Annotated in this window: 10 protein-coding genes; 3 read left to right on the top strand and 7 right to left on the bottom strand. The window is 56.2% G+C overall.

Features of this window, described 5'->3' with window-relative positions:
- Positions 1–134 precede the first annotated feature (134 nt).
- From LBO03_04750 to LBO03_04720, 7 genes are all read right to left on the bottom strand, one after another.
- On the bottom strand, positions 135–4,481 hold the full coding sequence (locus LBO03_04750) for an acyl-CoA dehydratase activase-related protein (GenBank protein ID MDR3348898.1): 4,347 nt from the start codon (positions 4,479–4,481) through the stop codon (positions 135–137).
- A gap of 196 nt (positions 4,482–4,677) precedes the next feature.
- On the bottom strand, positions 4,678–6,954 hold the full coding sequence (gene rfaQ, locus LBO03_04745; protein ID MDR3348897.1) for a putative lipopolysaccharide heptosyltransferase III: 2,277 nt from the start codon (positions 6,952–6,954) through the stop codon (positions 4,678–4,680).
- A 25-nt stretch (positions 6,955–6,979) separates the two neighbouring features.
- Positions 6,980–7,513, bottom strand: coding sequence for a hypothetical protein (locus LBO03_04740; GenBank protein MDR3348896.1), 534 nt, complete (start codon positions 7,511–7,513; stop codon positions 6,980–6,982).
- Positions 7,514–7,580: 67 nt separating this feature from the next.
- Positions 7,581–10,676 carry an efflux RND transporter permease subunit gene (locus tag LBO03_04735; protein MDR3348895.1) on the bottom strand — a complete coding sequence of 1,032 codons (3,096 nt, stop codon included), beginning with the start codon at positions 10,674–10,676 and terminating at the stop codon, positions 7,581–7,583.
- Positions 10,673–11,839 carry an efflux RND transporter periplasmic adaptor subunit gene (locus tag LBO03_04730; protein ID MDR3348894.1) on the bottom strand — a complete coding sequence of 389 codons (1,167 nt, stop codon included), beginning with the start codon at positions 11,837–11,839 and terminating at the stop codon, positions 10,673–10,675. The genes LBO03_04735 and LBO03_04730 overlap by 4 nt, the downstream gene beginning before the upstream one ends.
- Positions 11,840–11,941: 102 nt before the next feature.
- Positions 11,942–12,916, bottom strand: a complete 975-nt coding sequence (locus tag LBO03_04725; GenBank protein MDR3348893.1) for a hypothetical protein — start codon at positions 12,914–12,916, stop codon at positions 11,942–11,944.
- A gap of 33 nt (positions 12,917–12,949) precedes the next feature.
- Positions 12,950–14,680, bottom strand: coding sequence for a methyl-accepting chemotaxis protein (locus LBO03_04720; protein MDR3348892.1), 1,731 nt, complete (start codon positions 14,678–14,680; stop codon positions 12,950–12,952).
- Between the two features lie 338 nt (positions 14,681–15,018).
- On the opposite strand from LBO03_04720, the gene lepA reads away from it, so the two are divergent.
- The 3 genes from lepA (at position 15,019) to hrcA (ending at position 19,096) form a co-directional block, all read left to right on the top strand.
- Positions 15,019–16,815 (top strand): translation elongation factor 4, encoded by a 1,797-nt coding sequence (gene lepA, locus LBO03_04715; protein MDR3348891.1) that lies wholly within the window; start codon positions 15,019–15,021, stop codon positions 16,813–16,815.
- Positions 16,816–16,819: 4 nt separating this feature from the next.
- Positions 16,820–17,956, top strand: coding sequence for a radical SAM family heme chaperone HemW (gene hemW / locus LBO03_04710; protein MDR3348890.1), 1,137 nt, complete (start codon positions 16,820–16,822; stop codon positions 17,954–17,956).
- A 99-nt stretch (positions 17,957–18,055) separates the two neighbouring features.
- Complete coding sequence (gene hrcA, locus LBO03_04705) at positions 18,056–19,096, top strand: heat-inducible transcriptional repressor HrcA (GenBank protein MDR3348889.1); 1,041 nt, start codon at positions 18,056–18,058, stop codon at positions 19,094–19,096.
- The last annotated feature ends 3 nt before the right edge of the window (positions 19,097–19,099 follow it).

Raw genomic sequence — 19,099 nt, 5'->3', positions numbered from 1 at the left:
TTTTCGGCCAATTTGCCGCCCCGCTTCGCTCTGAAGCCTCGCCGAATGCGGGTTCGCCTATGTCTTGCGCCGCGCAAGGCGGCAAAGCGCCTCGCAAATCCTGTTCGTGTTTTAAGCTGAAAACAGCATTGATTTTATGAGACGCTTGACATAAGAAGTTTTATGCGGTTAAGCTGGTTGACTTCGCTGGTTCCCGCATCGTAGTCCAAAGCCGCCAGATTGGCGCCGGGGTAAAGGCGCTTGAGTTCTTTGATCACCCCTTTGCCTGTGATATGGTTGGGCAAACAGCCGAAAGGCTGGAGGCAAAGCACCCCGCTGACGCCGCTTTCGAGCATCGCCGCCATGTCGGCGGCAAGGCACCAGCCTTCGCCGCTCTGGTTGCCGAGCGAAAGGATCTTTTTGCCGATGTTGACAAGCCCGGCGAATTTTTTAATCTGCCCGAAGCGCGGGTAGCCGCTGAGAGCATCCCGCATGCTGTCGCGCCTTTTTTCAATAAACGCGCTCAGGTATTCGCAAATCCATTTTTTTATTTTGCCGTACCCCAATTCATCCGCCTGGAAAACATGATCATAAAGGCAGTAAAGGACAAAATCGGACAATTCCGGCAGGCAGGCTTCGCCGCCTTCCGCTTCCACCAGCGAAACGACCCGGTTGTTGGCGTCCGGGTGAAAATTGATCAGGATTTCTCCCACTATCCCTACTTTTGGCTTTGAGGGCGGGCGCAGGCCAAGGGCGGCGAAATCTTCCACCATGGATCGCATGTCTTGCGCGAAAATTTTCCGATCGGCCATCAGGATGGATTTTTCCGCCTTTTTTGCCCAGAGGCCGTAGAGTTTTTGCGCCGAACCCCCATCGTTTTCGTAAGGGCGGGAAGCGAGAAGCAATCTTTGCAGCATATCGCCGTATAACAAGCCGTAAGTCAGTTTGTTCAAAAGCCAGGGCGTCAGCCTAAGGGCCATTTCATTTTTTTTGGCGACCATGCCGACGGGAATCACCGGTATCCGTTCCAGTCCAGACAATAAGAGAGCGCGGCGCAGGAAAGCCACATAGTTGCTGGCGCGGCAGCCGCCGCCGGTCTGCGACATCAGCACCGCTGTCCGGCCAAGGTCGTGCTGCCCGCTCTGCAGGGCGTGAATGACCTGCCCGATGGATACAATCGCCGGATAGCAGGCGTCATTGTTTACATAGCGCAGTCCCGTTTCCACCGCTTCACGGCTGACTTCGGGCAGGACTTTGACCTGGTAGCCGGCCGTGGCCATAACCGGTTCCATAAATTGCCAGTGGGCCGGCGACATTTGCGGCGCGAGCAGGGTATAGCGGGAAAGGTCTTTTCGGCTCGTCAGGGCGGCGGGGGTATATTTATACGTCTCCGGGCGGGAATTTTTTCTGGCGGTGCGCCGCCTTTCCTTCACGGCGGCCAGCAGGGACCTTATCCTGATGCGGGCGGCGCCAAGGTTGTCCCCTTCGTCAATTTTAATGGCCGTATAGACTTTGCCGGCCGCTTCAATTATTTCGGCGACCTGATCGGAGCAAACCGCGTCTATGCCGCAACCGAAAGATACGAGGTTGACTATTTCCAAATTGTCGCATTTAGCGACGTAATCGGCGCTTTTATAAAGGCGCGAATGGTATACCCACTGATCCACCACGCGCAGCGACATGTCCGCCCCGCCTTTGTGCGCGATGGAATCTTCGGTCAGCACGGCCAGGCCATTGGCGGTGATGATGTCCGGTATGCCGTGATGCGCTTGCGGGTCAAGGTGGTAAGGGTGCCCGGCCAGCACAACGCCCGTCCGCCCGGAATTCGCCAGGTAGTCAAGCGCCCGCTCGCCGGCTTGCCGGACGTCGTCCCAAAATTTATGCTGCGCCCCGTAAGCTTTCTTTAAGGCGGCTTCCACTTCCCTGGCGGCCAAAAGGGGCAAAAAACCAAGTTCTTTGCGCAAGGTTTCGGCCACGTGGCCGTGATTGCCGAGATCAAGGAAAGGGGCGACAAATTTAACGCCACATTCGCGCAAAAGGTCGATGTTGAGGCGCAAGACTTCGGCGTAAGAGGTAACGAGCGGGCAATTATAGCTGCCGTCCGTGCGATAGTCGGCGGGCGGGGAAAAAGGCAGGCAGGGATAAAAAATAAAGTCGATTTTTTTCCTGGCCAGCTCCGTTATGTGCCCGTGCGCCAATTTAGCCGGATAGCAGACGGTTTGCGAAGGTATGGTGTCGAGCGCGCGGCTGAGCATCTCTTTGGAAGAGGGCGGCGAAAGTTCCACTTTCAGGCCGAGCGCGTCAAAAAACGTAAACCAGAAAGGATAAAGCTCATAAAAGCTCAGTACCCGCGGCAGCCCCACGCGGCCGCGCGTTTTTTCCGTTTCGCTTTGCTTGTAGAAATCAAACAGGCGCTCATATTTCCATTTGTAAAGATTGGGCAGGGTCGGCGGCGGCTTGGGCGATTGCCCGGCCAGGCCGCCGATTACCGGCAGTTTGGCCAGATGGCTGGCTATGCTTGATTTGTCGGCCAGGGCGCTCAAAGGATTTTGCGTCTCCTCGCCGCCCGAGCCGCGTTCGCACCGGTTGCCCGATATGTAGCGGCGCCCGTCGGGGAAACTGTTTATGGTCAGCAGGCAGCGGTTGGCGCAGCGGTGGCAGCGGCTGCTTTTTACCTTTACGCTAAAGGACAAGAGCGCGTCCTTCCCGATCATGACGGAGGGCTGGGGCGACACCCTATATTCTTCCCGCGCCAAAAGAGCCGCGCCGAAAGCGCCCATCAGCCCCGAGATATCCGGCCTTACGACATGGCGGTTTATGGACAGCTCAAAAGCCCTCAGCACGGCATCGTTTAAAAAGGCGCCGCCCTGCACGACGACCTTGTCGCCAAGTTCTTCCGCGTTCGCTATGCGTATGACTTTGTAAAGGGCGTTGCGGACAACGGAATAGGAAAGGCCGGCCGATATGTCGCCGACCGATGCCCCTTCTTTTTGCGCCTGCTTCACCTTGGAGTTCATAAAGACAGTGCAGCGCGAGCCAAGATCCATAGGCTGCGCCGCGAAAAGAGCCGCTTTAGCGAAGCCGGGCGCGTCAAGGCTGAGCGTTTTGGCGAACGTCTCAAGGAAAGAACCGCAGCCGGAGGAGCAGGCTTCGTTAAGCATCAGGCGGTCGATAAGCCCGTTTTTTACCGACAGGCATTTGATGTCCTGTCCGCCGATATCAATGATGAAACTGACGTCAGGGGCGAAAAAGGCCGCCGCTTTATAATGCGCCACGGTTTCCACTTCACCGACGTCTATGTTCAGCGCCGCCTTCACCAGGCCTTCGCCGTAACCAGTAACGCCGGCTTTGGCGACCGTGACGGCGCGCGGCATGAGGCGGTATATCTCGGAGAGAGCGTTCATGACGGACTGCAGGGGGGAACCGAGGTTGGAGCCGTAACTAAAGTGGACAAGCCCCCCGTCTTCGTCTATCACCACCGCCTTGGTGGTGGTGGAGCCGGCGTCAAAGCCAATAAATACTTTCCCGTCGGCCGGCCAGCCTACTTTGGGCAGAGTGGCCAGCGCATGGCGCTGCTGAAAAATCCGAAGGTCTTCAATATTTTCAAAAAGCGGCGGCAAAGGGCGCATCTCCGGTTGGCCGCCGGCGGCGGCCAACCGCGCGGAGCGGGCGGCCAGCCCGGAAAAAGTTTCCGGGCAGTTTTTCTTGGAATACAAAGCCGCGCCCAGCGCCACGAAATAAGGCGCTTCCTTGGGACAGATAAAGTCGCCTGGCGACAGTTTGAGGGTTTTGATAAAGCGTTCGCGCAGCTGCGGCAAAAAATACAGCGGCCCGCCCAAAAAAACGACCCGGCCGCGGATAGCGCGCCCACAGGCCAGGCCGCCGATGGTCTGGTCAACCACCGCCTGCAAAATCGATACGGCTATGTCCTCTTTGGCCGCGCCTTCGTTTAAAAGCGGCAGTATGTCGTTTTTCGCAAAAACGCCGCAGCGCGCGGCTATCGGATAAATGGCGCGATGCCTTGCCGCCAGCGCGTCCAGCCCGGAGGGGTCTGTTGACAAAAAGGAAGCCATCTGGTCGATAAACGCGCCCGTACCGCCGGCGCAGGTTTCGTTCATGCGCTGGTCGACGCCGGCGTCGAAAAACGTAAGTTTGGCGTCTTCGCCGCCCAACTCGATCGCAACATCCGTATCGGGCAGATAATGCCGTATTGCCTCGGCGCCTGCCACCACTTCCTGGATAAATGCCCCCCCCAGCGGTTCCGCAAGGGCCATGCCGCCCGAACCGGCGATTGCGAGCGTCGTCCGCCTTTCGCCAAATTTGGCGGCCGCCTCCTGAAAAAGCCCGTCCAGCGTCTGGCGCACATCTGACAGATGCCGCCGGTAGAGCTGGAAAATCAGCTTGTCGTTTTTATCGATCACGGCCAGTTTGACGGTGGTCGATCCCACGTCCAGGCCTGTGCGGAACATTTCTTCTGCCGGCGCGCCGGGATTTTCTCGCATCGTTTTTGCCTCTTTCGCCAAAAATGTTGGCTCTTTCCCCCTTAAAGCTGAAAATCCCTTTGCCGGTCGCCTGCAAACTGCTGCCCGCCAGTCAATGAAAATCCGGCTTGTCCATTTTTCAACTGGATCGGGAAAGAACCAAAATGCTTTGCCCAATATACCGTGACAGTTGCAAACCCCAAACCGCGCGCGGCCTTCAAGTCCGCCCTTTGTCCAGCCGGCAGGCGACCGCTTCTATCACGTCTTTGGCCGGTATCGCGTAAAGATAACGCTCGTTTGTGTTGGTGTCCACTTCGCCGACGCGCGGCAGGGAGCGGTAGTCGCCCGCCCAGAGGAGGGTATGTTCTGCTTGCCAGGGGTACCACTGTTTGAGGTTGCTGGGACCGAAAAGCACGACCATGGGCGTTTTTAGCGCCGCCGCGATGTGCATGGGAACAGAATCCACGCCTAAAAACAGTTCGGCTTTTTCAATAAAGACCGCCAGTTGCGTCAAGGTCAGCTGGCCGGCCAGATTAACGATCTTTGCGCCCTCGGCGCAGCCGGCGATGATCTCTTTGACCATGGCGATTTCATTTTCCGCTTTTCCCGCCGTCAGCACCACGGTTTGGCCGCGCGCGTTCAAATAGTCAATCAATTGGCTAAACCCGGCGGTTGACCAAGTTTTAAATGCCCAGCGCGCCGTAGGCTGGATAAGCACATAACCGCCAAGATTCTCTCGCCGGCTTATGGTTTCAAAGTGTTCAAGGTCGGCCGGCCGGTAAGCCATAACTACTTCTTCCGAACGCTGTTTTAGCCGCAAAGGGGCAAGGACACTGAGATCGTTCAATACCGTGTGCTGCTCGCCGTGATTTATCCTGTCCACCAGCACGGCATGGCAGGCGCCCCACAAAAGTCGGGAGCGCCGCCCCTCATTAAAGCCGATGCTGAAGGCGGGTTTGAGAAGGCGGCAGTAAAGTCCGCCGCGCCAGCGGTCGGAAAGATTTATGATTATATCGTAACGCGTGGAACGCACCTTGTCAAACAGCGCCTTTTCCCCGGCGATTTGCGCCTTCAGCCCCTTGCGCTTCAAGCCGCGGTCAACGCGCCAAATGTTGTTTGCCGCGCCGTTTGCCGCCAATACGTCGTCCGTGCCGCCGTATACCAAAACGTCAACCAGGGCATGCGGATAGTTCATTTTCAGGGTGGACAGAACCGGGGTGGCCAACAACACGTCGCCAAAATGCATGAGTTTTATGAGCAGGATATGCCGTACTTTTTCCGGCGGCGGCGGCAAGGGAGCCTTTCCCGCCGCGCCCTTTTCTTCGCCGCGCGCGGCCTGCGAAAGGCCCAGCAGCAGCCAAAACAGCCTGGTCACGGCGGAATTGCCAAAATTAAATTCCGTCAGCCCATGCGCCAAAAAACCGGCCGTTGCGAGAAAAGCGCCCAAAGCAAGGAAATTTTCCTTTTCCTGGCGATACCGGGCAAGGTTGAGGCGCAAAATAACGTAAAAAAGATAAATAAAAGCCGCCAGGCCCATAACGCCGGTTTCGGCGGCCATCTGTAAAAAGTCGTTGTGCGCGTGCTTTAGGCAAGGCTCCTTCGCATCCGGCAAGATATAGCGCGCCGCATAAAGCCGTCCGAAATTGCCTGGCCCCACGCCCAGCAGGGGGTAGTCCTTCAGCATGTTTGCCGCGCTCTCCCAAAGGCAAAAGCGTTCCAGCATGGAAGGGTCCCGTCCGGCGGCTATGGCGTCCATTCTTTCTCGCGCCGCCGGCGCGAAAGCGTAAACGCCGCCGATTGCGGCCGCCGTAACGCACAAGCTCAAACATATGGCTTGGGCTTTTTTGCGCCGCAGGAAAAAATAAAGCGCCAGAGAAAACAATACGGCGACCCAGGCGCCGAAAATCCCATTATAAAACAGCGCCGCCGCCGACAAAACAAAAACCGCCCCGCAGAACGCCCGCCGCTTGAAAGCCGCCCGCCCGCCGCTTACGGCCGCCGCCGCGAGCACCGGCAGCATCAGTTGCAAGAGGCCGGCCAGGCTCATGGGCGACTTGAACAAGCCGGACGCTTTCCCGCCGCCGAAACTGGCTATTACATAAATATCGGTGCACAAAAGCCCCGCCGCCGCCGCGAGGAAAATCTTAACGGCCTTCTCCCGGCCGCAGGCGAAAGCCGCCAAAAGAAAAAAAGGCCCGCTCCGGCAAAAAAGCGAAAAAGTCCGGCGCGCGCTGTCCGGCGCGTTTACCCCCGTTAGGGAGGAGAAGGCCAAAACCAGAAAAAAAAGCCCGAACGCATATAGGAATTTCCTGTCGCAGGCAAACGCCGCCCGCGCGGCGCGCAGCTTAGCCAAAACCAGCGCCGCCGAAAGCGCGAGCGCAACGCTGCCCGCCGCCGTGCTGACGTTCAGGCTGAAGGCCAAAAACAGCAGCGAGCGATAAATGTATTTGTCCCAGGCAGGGCCGGCGATATGTTTGACCGCGTTTTTAAACACAGCCCCAAAACTCCCTTTATATCCCTTATTGCAAAGGCTTCAAACTTTCTATTGTTTGGAAAAATTGTGGGCGGCGTTCTTCCAATAAACTGCCGGCCGCCAGATAAAATATGTAAAACATTTTGTTTTCAAGAATTATTGCCCTTACGAACGATGCCGCGTTTTCTTCATAAGTTATTACAAGCGCGGGATGGGCGCCAATTTTTGTGAAGGCAGCCGCCTTTATTTTTACGCCGGCGCCCTCTTCTTTAATCGACTTGACATGCATATCGGCAAATTGTTTTTTGTCCCGCTTTGGCATATCGTCAATCGTAAGCCCGGCCTGGACATTGACAGGATAGGCCAGCAGCGTTATAACGGCGAGTTCCCCTTGCCGGGCGTCCGTTTTCCCTATAACGAACATGCAGTCTTTGTCTGCTATTTCCAGATCGTCTTTTATGTCCCGCCAATCGCCCGGAAGGGCCAGTTGAAAATTGTACTCATGGTTTTTATAGGCCGCCGCGCCGCATACATTCGCAAATACGAAAAACAAAGCGACAAAAAGAACCGCCTTTTTCATTTCGCCACATCCTTTGCTTTGTCGCCTTGGCAAACCTGCCTTTGCCAAGGCGACAAAAGCCACTTTTTCATTCTATGCTGCGTTTGGCCACGGCGTGGCCGCGTTTTTCTTTGTAGTTTTCCAGCATCAGGTAGCCAATCGGCACGACCACCAGAGTGAGCAAAGTGGAAGTCGTGATGCCGCCGACCATGGCGACGCCCATCGATTGCCTAAGTTCCGCGCCTTCGCCCATCCCGAAAGCGATCGGCAGCATGGCGAGGACGGTGGAAAGGGTCGTCATCATGATCGGGCGCAGCCGCAAAGAGCCCGCTTCAACGAGCGCGGCTTTTATGGGCATGCCGCCCTCACGCTGCAGGTTGGCGTAGTCAACCAGCAGTATGGCGTTTTTGGTAACGACGCCCATCAGCATGATTACGCCGATAAGCGACATCATGTTGATCGTCTGCCCAGCCATCATCAGGCCGAGTATGGCGCCGATGATCGAGAAAGGCAAGGAAAGCATTATGATCACCGGCTGGCTGAAACTTTCAAATTGGGCGGCCAGCACCATGTAAACCATGATGACGGCGATAACGAGCGCCTTGATTATTTCGCTGAAAGCGGACGCCATCATGTCGCCCTGCCCGATGAATTTATAGCGGTAGCCAAGCGGCATGTTGACTGCCGGCATGATCTGGTCCCTTACTTTGTCCAGTATCTCGCCCGGCGAAACACCTACCGCGTTGGCATAGACTATGACCTGCCTTTGCCTGTCCTCGCGGTCAATCTGCGTCGGCCCGGACGACAATATGACTTCGGCGACGTCGCCCAGCCGCACGAACGCATTGCCGCCCGCCGGCGCCCTGATATCGGCAACGTCGTTTATGTTCAGGCGGTAGCGGTCGGCCAGCCGCACGCGTATGTTATAATCTTCGTCCCCGACGGTGAAACGGTTGATGGTGGTCCTGCCGGAGAAAGCGGTCTCTATCAGCCTGCCCAGCGAATAGGAATTGACGCCCACGGCGGCCGCCTTGTCCGGATCCAGCCTTATGGTAACTTCCGGCTCCATTTCCGAGCTGGATATATCGACGTCCGTTGCGCCCGGCAAATCGCGCAGGATAGTTGCCGTTTGGTTGGCGTAACGGTTGAGTTCTTCAAGGTCGGAGCCCCTGATGCCTATTTGCACCGGCCTTTGGTCGCCGCGCCCGCCGCCCTGGTTGCTGAGCACCGCTACTTTTATGCCCGCGACGCCGCGAAACTTTTCCCTTGTTTCGTCCATGATTTCCATCATGGTGCGGGCGCGTTCGCCGGATGGATAAAGTTTAACGTAGATGTTGCCCTCGTAGACCGGCCGCCTGCTGCCGCCTATGTTGAGGTTGACCGTTTTTACGCCCTCCGTCGCCAGAAGGCTTTTTTCCAGCGGCTCGGCCAATTCCAGCATCCGCTCAAGCGAGCTGCCGGCCGGGGCTTTCATGCTGATGGAAAATTCGCCGGAATCATAAGTCGGCTGAAATTCTTTGCCCATAAAAGGCGTGAGGAACAGGTTGAACAAAAGCGAGGCGAGCGCTATGGCGAAAATGCTTTTCGGCCTGTCCAGCGCCCAGTTCAACAGTTCAAGGTAAAGCGCCCTGCTCTTTTGGAAAAGGTTTTCAAATTTATCCAGGAATGTTTTCAGCCATTGAAAACGGAAAGCACCTTTTTGCGCTTCCTCGATGCTCTTCAGCCAGTGCGCCGAAAGCATCGGCGTGAGGGAAAACGCCACTATGAGCGAAAAGGCTATGGAAAAAGCCACGGTCATGCCAAATTGTTTAAAAAACTGGCCGACGATTTCGCCCATGTTGCCTATGGGCACAAAAACCGCCAGCAGGGAAAAGGTCGTGGCGAGAATCGCCAAGGATATTTCGCTGGTCGCCTGATAGGCCGCCTGAAAGTTATTTTTGCCCATCTGCATGTGCCGGTAAATGTTTTCGATTATGACGATCGCATCGTCCACCAAGATGCCGACGGCCAAGCTAAGGCCCATGAGCGACATGTTGTTGAGAGTGAAGCCCTGCCATTTCATCAGGGCGAAAGTGGCGATAACGGAAGTTGGTATGGCCATGCCGCCGATAACGGTCGCGCGAAAGTCGCGCAGGAACATATAAGTAATGAGAATGGCCAGCGAGCCGCCCAAAAGTATGGACGTCCAGACATCGGCGACGTTTTCTTTGATGTAATAGGACTGGTCGCGGACTATCGCGACTTCAAAATCCGGCGGCAGGTCGTTTTGGACAATGCTTTCCATGGCCGCCACTACGCGGTCAGCCACCGCGACCGTATTGGTTCCGGACTGTTTGCGCACGGATATGCCGACGCTGGGTATGCCGTTGGTCCTTGAGTAAGTGCGTTCTTCCTGCCAAGAATCGGTAACGTCCGCCACGTCGCCCAAATGAATGAGCCGCCCGTCCTGGTTGGCCACCACCACGGCTTTGAGATCGTTTATATTGCGATATTTGCCCAGCGTCCGGACAGTCAGCTCAAAGCCGGCCTCTTTGACTTTGCCGCCGGGCGTGTTGATGTTTTCCTGATCCACTTGGCTGAAGATGTTTTGCATGTTCAGGCCGTAGGACTCAAGCTTGCGCGGGTCGGCCAGTATCTGCAGCTCGCGCGGGCTGGCGCCGACGACGGCGGCCTCCGCCACGCCGTCAAGCATTTGCAGCTCGTCGACCACAACGTCTTCGATGATTTTCCTTACTTCGCCGCGGCTTCTGATCTTGGAGGAAAAGGTATAGAAAAGGATTGGCTGCGAACTTATGTCAAAGCGCTGCACGACCGGTTCGTCAATGTTCTCCGGCAACCGCCTCCGGATGCCGGCCACTTTCTCCCGCACTTCGCTGGCGGCCTGACGCGGATCCGTGCCAAGCTCAAATTCAATGGTGGTTTGGGAATACCCTTCGCGCGCCATGGACGATATGGTCTTTATGCCCGACACGGAACTGACCGCGTCCTCGACCGGTTTGGTTATGAGCGTTTCCATCTCCTCGGGGGACGCTCCTTCATAAACAACCGTAACATTGACGTAAGGAAGGTCTATTTCCGGGTACAAATCCATGCCAAGGCCGGGATAGGAAATAATGCCGAACACCACCAGCACTAAGACGAACATGGTGGTAAAGACCGGCCTGGCGATAAAAACTTTAATCATTTGCCGCTACCCGCCCCATCTGTTGAGCCCCGTGCGATTTTAACGCCCTGGCGCAATTTGTTCTGGCCGCCGGTAACAATCCTTTCGCCGCCCGACAAGCCTTTCAGGACTTCGACAAAGCCGTTTTCCACCGCGCCGGTCTCCAGCAGCACCTGCTGGACGACGTCTTCGTCGTTGACCAGATAAACCGTCTGCTGGTCTTCGCGCATGACGATTGCCGACTGCGGGATGGCCACGGCGCCCTTTTTCAATTTGCCCCGGATCGCCACCCGCGCGAACATGCCGGCTTTCAGTTCGCCGGATTTATTGGGTATGGTTATCTCGGTTTTGAAGGTGCGCGCCGGCTGGGCGGCCATAGGCGATATCCTGCTGACCCTGCCGCTGAAAGCCCTGTCGCTGTAGGCCGCGACGCTCACCTCTGCCTGGGCGTCCATATAGATGCCGGCAATCTGCCCCTCGCTGACATCCGCCTGCGCCAAAAGCGTCGTCGTGTCGGCGACGCTGACAATCGGGCTGCCGCTTTTCACATAATAGCCGGCGTAAATATAGCGGCGGGTAACCACGCCGTCGCGCGGCGAGCGGATCGCGGCCGCGTCTATGCGCTCCCTCAGCACTTTCAGCGCCCCTTGCGCGGCGGCGTGGCGCCCCAGCGTCATGTCGCGGCGAAAGCGCGAATTGTCCAGTTCGCGCTTGGATATGGCGTTCTGCTCGAAAAGTTTTTGATTGCGTTCATATTCGATTGCCGCGTCGCTGCTTTCCGACAGGGCTTCATACAAAAGCCCTTCCGATTGGAAAGCCTGCGCGGACAGTTCCAGCACGTCCATCTGCGCGACGACTTGCCCCGCTTTTACAAAATCGCCTTCGTCGACAAAAAGCCGGTCGAGCCGGCTGTCCAATTTCGGCGAAAGATCAGCCGACCACACCGGCTCAAGGTTGGCCGAAAACAAAAGCGTCGGCGCGATGTCTCTGCGCTCGACCACGGATATTTCCACCGGCGTTGCCGCGCCCTGGAAAACTCTGGCCGCGCGTTCCTGATTGCTCCGCATGTTGGCGTAAATACGGAAGGCGACAATCGCCAGGATGACGGCCGCAGCGAGGGCAGCAATCCAAACTTTCCTGTTTTTTCCTCCCAAGGCGCCAAATTTGTTCGTTTCAGTCTGCATGCTTGTTTTCTCCCATTAGGCAGGATGTGTGATTTTTGTAGTTATATTCTACCGCAATCGGCAAATCCCTACAAGTTCACAAAAAAAACACAAATTCCGCGCCTACGCCCCGCCTTTTCCCTGCCGTCCGCGCAGCAGCAATGCCAGCATCTTTTTTGCTTTCGCGCTGTAAACGCGCAAAGAAGCGGCATCAACGGCGCGGCATTTTTGCAGCATGACGCCATCGCCGCCGAACCAAAACGGATAAACGCCGCCCAAAAAATATCCGCGCGCGCTAAGGCAATCGACGGCAAAGCTCACATAAGGCGAAACGAGCGGCAGACAAATCTCCACCGTCTCCAACCCTTCCGCCGGCGCGCCGGCATCCATATCCCGCATTTTCGCCGCGAAGTCCCCCCCTATTTCGGCGCAGTCTGCCTTCAAGAGGCCGATTGCCGGGAACTTGCGCCGAAAGAATACGCTCTCGCCGCTGGGCGGCCGGTCTTCGCAGAGCGGGAAAAAACTTCTCGCCCGCAAGCCCTGATAGAAAAAAAGCAGGATTTCGGCATAGCTTCTTGGTATGTAAACAGGCCGGACGAGCGCCGCCGGATGCTCGAAAAAGGCCGTGACAAAACTTATCCGCCCCGTGCCGCCCACGAGGGCCGGCATGGCGGAAAAGGCTATCGCGCAGTCTGTGCCGCCGTTTTGCGCGGACTTTCTTTGCGAATAGCGGTGATTTGCGACGTTTTCCATAAAAACCGCGTCATAATCGATCAACAAGGGAAATTCCCGCCGGGCGGCGGCCAGCAGCCCGGCGGCCGTTTTTCCGTCGCGGTAGCCTTCGGCCACCGTCAACATTCCCAACTCATAGACACGGGGGTTTTGCGGCAGGCGTTTAAGGCTGACCATGCCAACGACGTCTTTGCCGGCAAAGGCCAGCGCCACCAGCTCATCCCGCCGGCAGTGCGCCGCCCACGCCTCGCCGGCCGTGGGCAGGGCAAGGTTGCTGTAGCTTTTGGCATATACTTTTTCTATTATTTCCCGCACCGAACCGGCGGTTTGCTCTTTTAGCAGGCTGAAACTTACGTCTTTGGGCATGGCGCCCCTTTCGCCGGCTCCCGCGCGCCCAATTTATATAGTAAATTTATGCGCGTTTTGCCGCATGTTCTCCGCCAGCTGCGAAAGGTTGCCGCTGGCCGCGGCGATATCTTTCACGGACTCGGACTGTTCTTCCAGCGCCAAGACGGCTTCCCGCGTGTCTTTGCTGATGTAATTGCTTAAATCGTACACTTCCCCCACCACTTTTATAATATCACGGGTTTTTTCCGTTACCTCCCGCATTTTGCCGGCGATCTCGCGCACATGTACGCCGATGCCCTGCGACATGTCGGCCAGTTGCCGGAAAGCCTCCCCGCTCTCGCGCACGATTTCGCCGCCGCGCCCCACTTCGGCCACGCCCGTTTTCATAGATTCCACCGCTTGTCGCGTCTCCGCTTGGACCTGCTGGATGAGGCCGGCAATTTTTTCGGTGGCGGTTTGAGATTGTTCGGCCAATTTTCTCACCTCGTCGGCCACAACGCTGAACCCGCGGCCGTTTTCCCCCGCCCGCGCTGCCTCGATCGCCGCGTTGAGCGCCAAAAGGTTGGTCTGGCTGGAAATGGCGGAAATGGCTTCCACTATGTCGCTGATCTCATGCGAACGGGCGCCCAGCGTTTCCATCATTGCCGCCGTGTTGTTGACGGCGCCCTCAATTTCTTTCATCTGTTTGGCCGCCAGCGTAATTGAGCGCGCGCCCTCCTGCGATTTCTTGATGGCCATTTCCGCGCCGTCCGCCGAATCCGCAGCCAAATCAGCGGCCGCGCCAATCTTTCCGGCCACGTCCGCTACAATATTGCGGACGTTGTCAATTGAAACCACCTGCTCGCTCGCCTGCCCGGAAATTTTTTCGGCTTTTTCCGTAATGGTCAGCGCCGTACCCGCCGACTGTCCGTAATGCGCGTTGATGTTTTCGGAAGCGGCGACAAGTTGTTCCGCCGTATCCTGCAAATGCGTTATAAGGTTCCTTATCTGCGCTATCGTGCTGTTATACTGCATGGAAAGCGTGCCCAGTTCGTCTTCGCGATATATTTTGACGAAACAATCCAGCCTGCCTTTTCCTATGGCTTCGGACACTCTCGCCAGTTCTTCGATCGGCAGCCTGATATGCCGATAAAGCATATAACAAAGGACTATAGTGATAATCAGGCTGGCCGCCTGTATAACAATTGAAACCATTTTGTTCCAATCGTAGATCTGGCGGCATTCGTCGGCGGAAGAATCGGCCTGGTCTTTGTTGAATTGCTTCATCGTCTCGCCGGCTTTCAGCAGCCGCTCAAACGCCTGGAGCGACTGCCCGTCGAGGATGGCGCGCGCCTCTGCCCCCAAGCCCCTCTGCCGGAGCGTTATGGCTTGCTCGCTGGCCTGTTGGTATTCGCGCCATCCGGCCATAATTTCTTCGATATAGCCCATGTCTGTTGCGCGGTCTTCTTCGCTGTCATAAATCGCTCCCTTTATCGTTTCCACATAACTGTCGAAAATCGGTTCTATCAGCAAGGCGTTTTCCGCGCGCGCGTCCAGGTCTTGCCGTATTTTCTCCGGATCCACGTGCGCGATCGCGCTAAGCTCATAGCTGCGCGCTATATACGTGCGGTCAATAATAGACTGCGCGTCCACAAGCCCGTCCATGCAGTCTATGGCGATGTCATCGATTTTCTGCTGGATATTGCCCATGGAATAAAGGGCGTAAGCGCCCAAAATATTTATTAAAACCAAAACGGCCGCAAACGATAAGATAAGTTTTGCCTTAATCGACAGTTTTTTCATAAATAGCCAAATCCCCTTTGCCCCTTTATTTTTACGTTTTTTAGCGCATGTTTTATGATAAGTTATTTTAACATTATTTCAATAAAAATTAAATCGCTATTTTTTTGCCGCAAGCGAAAGCCAAATGTTATAATTATATTTATATATGAAAACATATATCACGCAGGGGCGAGGATTTTCGGCACGAGGCAAGAAAGGTTGAGCGCCGCGCACCCGCCCCGTGGCGCAAAAGCGAAAGCCTGACGCGGCATCGTTACAAAAAGGCCGGCCGGTCGAGGCACATGTTTCCGTACACGATTATAATTGATGCAACCGAGCAAACATAAGGAGATTTATCCGTGCGCAATTCCAACATCAGAAATTTTTCCATTATCGCCCATATCGACCACGGCAAATCGACCCTGGCCGACCGCTTGATCGAAATGACCGGCACTTTGCCCGCCCGCGACATGGAGCAGCAAGTGCTCGACAATATGGCGCTTGAGCGCGAGCGCGGCATAACCATCAAGGCCCAGTCCGTGCGCATTGATTACAAAGCCGGGGACGGGCGCGCTTATGTGCTCAACCTTATAGATACCCCCGGCCACGTCGATTTCACCTATGAAGTGTCGCGCTCGCTGGCGGCCTGCGAAGGCGCTCTCCTGGTCGTCGATGCCACGCAGGGCATCGAGGCGCAGACGCTGGCGAACGTCTACTTGGCGCTGGAAAACGATTTGGAAATAATCCCTTTGATCAACAAGATAGACTTGCCCAGCGCCGACCCGGAGCGGGTCAGGCGGGAAATAGAAAGCGTCATAGGCATCGACGCGTCCCAAGCCATATTGGTCAGCGCCAAGACCGGGGCGGGCATAACCGACGTGCTGGAGGCGGTGGTAAAGCGCGTGCCGCCGCCCGGCGGCTCCAGCGAGCCGCCGCTCAAGGCGCTTGTTTACGATTCTTTTTTTGACTCTTACAAAGGCGTCATCTTATATATACGGGTAATGCAGGGCGAGATCAAAAAGGGCATGAAAATACTGCTCATGGCTACGGAAAAAGTTTATGAGGTTACCGAAACCGGCGTGTTCAAACCTTACCCTGTCAATACCGGCAAGCTGTCCGCCGGCGAGGTGGGCTTTTTCGCCGCCGCCATAAAGACCGTCCGCGATGTGCGGGTAGGGGACACGGTAACGGACAGCGACAACCGGGCGGCCGATATGCTGCCGGGATACCGCAAAGCGACGCCCATGGTTTTTTGCGGCCTGTATCCGGTCGATACGTCCGAATACGGCAGCCTGCGCGAGGCGCTGGACAAATTGCAGCTCAACGATGCCGCGATAATCTTTGAGCCGGAAACTTCAGCCGCCTTGGGCTTTGGTTTTCGCTGCGGCTTTTTGGGGCTGCTGCACATGGACGTGGTCAGGGAGCGCCTGGAGCGCGAATACAACCTTACTTTGCTCACCACCGCGCCCAACGTCGTCTATCATGTGCATAAAACCGACGGCTCCATGTCGCCGGTGGACAATCCTTCCCTTATGCCCGACGCGTCGCTGATTCAAAAAATCGAAGAGCCTTTTGTCAAGGCCACGATCATCGCGCCCAAAGATTTTATCGGCGCGGCCATGGAACTGTCGCAGGACAAGCGCGGCGAATACGACGCCATGACCTGGCTTGACAGCGCGCGGGTCATGCTCAAATATTACATGCCGCTGAGCGAAATCATCTATGACTATTTCGACCGGCTGAAGTCTTCCACCAAAGGGTACGCTTCGCTCGACTATGAATTGAGCGGCTACCGGGAGGCAAACCTCGTCAAACTTGATATTTTGCTCAACGGCGAGCCGGTCGACGCGCTTTCGGCGATTGTCCACCGCAGCCAGGCGCAGGCGCGCGGCCGGCGGCTGGTGGAAAAGCTGCGCGAGCTTATCCCCCGCCAGATGTTTGAAATACCCATCCAGGCGGCCACCGGCCATAAAGTTATCGCGCGCGAGACCGTCCGGGCCTTGCGCAAGGACGTGCTATCCAAGTGCTACGGCGGCGACATTACCCGCAAACGCAAACTGCTGGAAAAACAAAAAGAAGGCAAAAAGCGCATGAAGCAGGTGGGCAGCGTGGAATTGCCGCAGGAAGCTTTCATGGCGATCTTGAAAATGGACTGAACCTATGCGCGGGACAATTTTTGCGGGCATATACATCCACATACCGTTTTGCCGCCAAAAATGCCATTATTGCGACTTTCCGTCCTACGCCGGGCTGTCCGGCCTGTACGGAGCTTATGTGGACGCCGTTTGCGCGGAGATATCTTCGGATGCCGTCGCTTTTTCCCCCGATGCCACGATTTTTTTCGGCGGCGGCACGCCGACCGTACTGGCAGCGGAAGAAATCGGCAGACTGGCGGCGGCGCTAAAGGCGAAAGGGCTTTGGGAAGGCGCGCGGGAACGCACCATAGAGGCCAACCCGGGCACGATAAACAAACCTTTGCTATTGAAATTGCGGGGCATGGGCTTTAACCGTTTGAGCATCGGCGTGCAAAGCTTTTCCGATCGGCTGCTGAAGGCGATCGGGCGGACGCACTCGGCGGCCGATGCCTTGGACGCGGTAAAGGGCGCGAAAGAAGCCGGCTGGGAAAACGTCGGCCTCGATCTCATGTACGGGCTGCCCGGCCAAACAATGAAAGATTTGCGGGAAAGCGTTGCGCTGGCCGCGGAACTCGGGCTTCAGCATATATCCGTCTACGGCTTGGCCGTTGGGGAAGGCGCCGCCCTGGCGAAAATGCTCTCTTGCGGGGAAACGTCCCTGCCGGACGAGGAAACGGACGCGGCCATGTACGAGTGGGTAACGGGCTATCTGCCGCGCCGGGGCTACCGCCGCTATGAGATAGCAAATTACGCCCGCCCGGGTCATGAATGCCGGCACAACATTTTATACTGGCAATACAGGCCGTACCGTGGTTTCGGCGCCGCCGCTACGTCTTTTGACGGCAAGATGCGCACGACCAACCCGCTTTCCGTACCGGAATACATAAATTCCGGCGCGCCGGAAAGCGAGGAAATCGGCGCGGCCGACGCCATGGCGGAATTTGCCTTTATGGGCTTGCGGCAGGCGGACGGGATAGACCCGGCGGATTTTCGCCGGTTGTTTGGCCGCGACATTTATGAAGTATATGGCGCGGCGATCGCAAAAAACGCCCGCAAAGGATTGTTGACGGCAGGCGAGCGGATAGCCTTGACCGAAACGGGGATGCAATTCGGCAACCGGGTTTTTTTGACTTTTTTACCTTTTTTGGGGGCAACCCCTTGACAGTTCGCTTTGATGATGTTATTGTTAGACTATGGTTAGCACTCTATCGATGAGAGTGCTAACAGAAAAAGGGGAGAGCGGCCTGTAAAGGCAACGGCTATGCTCAACGACAGAAAAAGGCGCATACTGCAACTGATCATAGAAGAATACATCTCGACCGCCGAACCGGTCGGTTCGCGCGCCATATCGCGCAAGCACGAATTGGGGCTTTCTTCGGCGACCATCAGGAACGAAATGTCCGACCTTGAAGACATGGGCTACCTCGAACAGCCGCACACTTCGTCCGGCCGGGTGCCTTCGTCCCTCGGATATCGTTTGTATGTCGATTATCTGCTCTCCCCCGAAAAGATTACCGAACGCGAAATCGCGCTCATCCAAAGCTGGTTCATGGTCAAGGCCAGAAAGCTCGACGAGGTTTTTCGCGCGACGGCCAAGATACTTTCGCGGATCAGCAAAAACATCTCCATCGTCCGCACTCGAGAAGAGAAGTCGCGCCAGTTCAAGTATATCCGCTTTCTGCCGCTTGACGCCCGCCGCATCATCCTTGTGCTGGTTACCGACGCCGGCGTGGCGGACAACGTCGTCATCAACCTGCCCGACGGCGCGGAGCTTGAAGACTTTGAGCATGTCGCCCAGATCATAAACAAAAATCTTTCCGACACGCCGCTTGACATGATCAAGCGGGAAAAACTCGACGATCTATGCCGGAACGTCTTTGACAACGCGTTTTTGTCCAAGTATTTGTTTGGCGCCTTGAGTTCCCTGCCGCTGCAACAAACAACCGACAAGGTTTTTCTCGGCGGCACCGCCAATATCTTCAACCAACCGGAGTTTAAGGATGTCGGCAAGATAAAGGAAATTTTGGCCATGCTGGAAGAAGACGGCTTGATAAAAGACATCTTAAGCGTCGGCGAAGAATCGGGGACGCAGATCACCATCGGCGCGGAAAACAAGTTCAGCGGCATACAAAATTGCAGCATGGTACAGGCGACTTACCGGCTCAACGGGCAAATTGTCGGTACGTTCGCCGTACTCGGCCCTACGCGGATGAAATACGGCAAGGTCATTTCGGTCATGGACTATCTGCGCAAATATTTGCAGGCGGTTCTTTCCAGCATAAACAATACAAACGATTCCTGACAG

The organism is Acidaminococcales bacterium (genome assembly GCA_031290885.1).
Lineage (GTDB): Bacteria > Bacillota > Negativicutes > Acidaminococcales > JAISLQ01 > JAISLQ01.
Note: the sequence above shows the minus strand (reverse complement) of the source record. Positions and strands in the feature narration are given on the sequence as shown.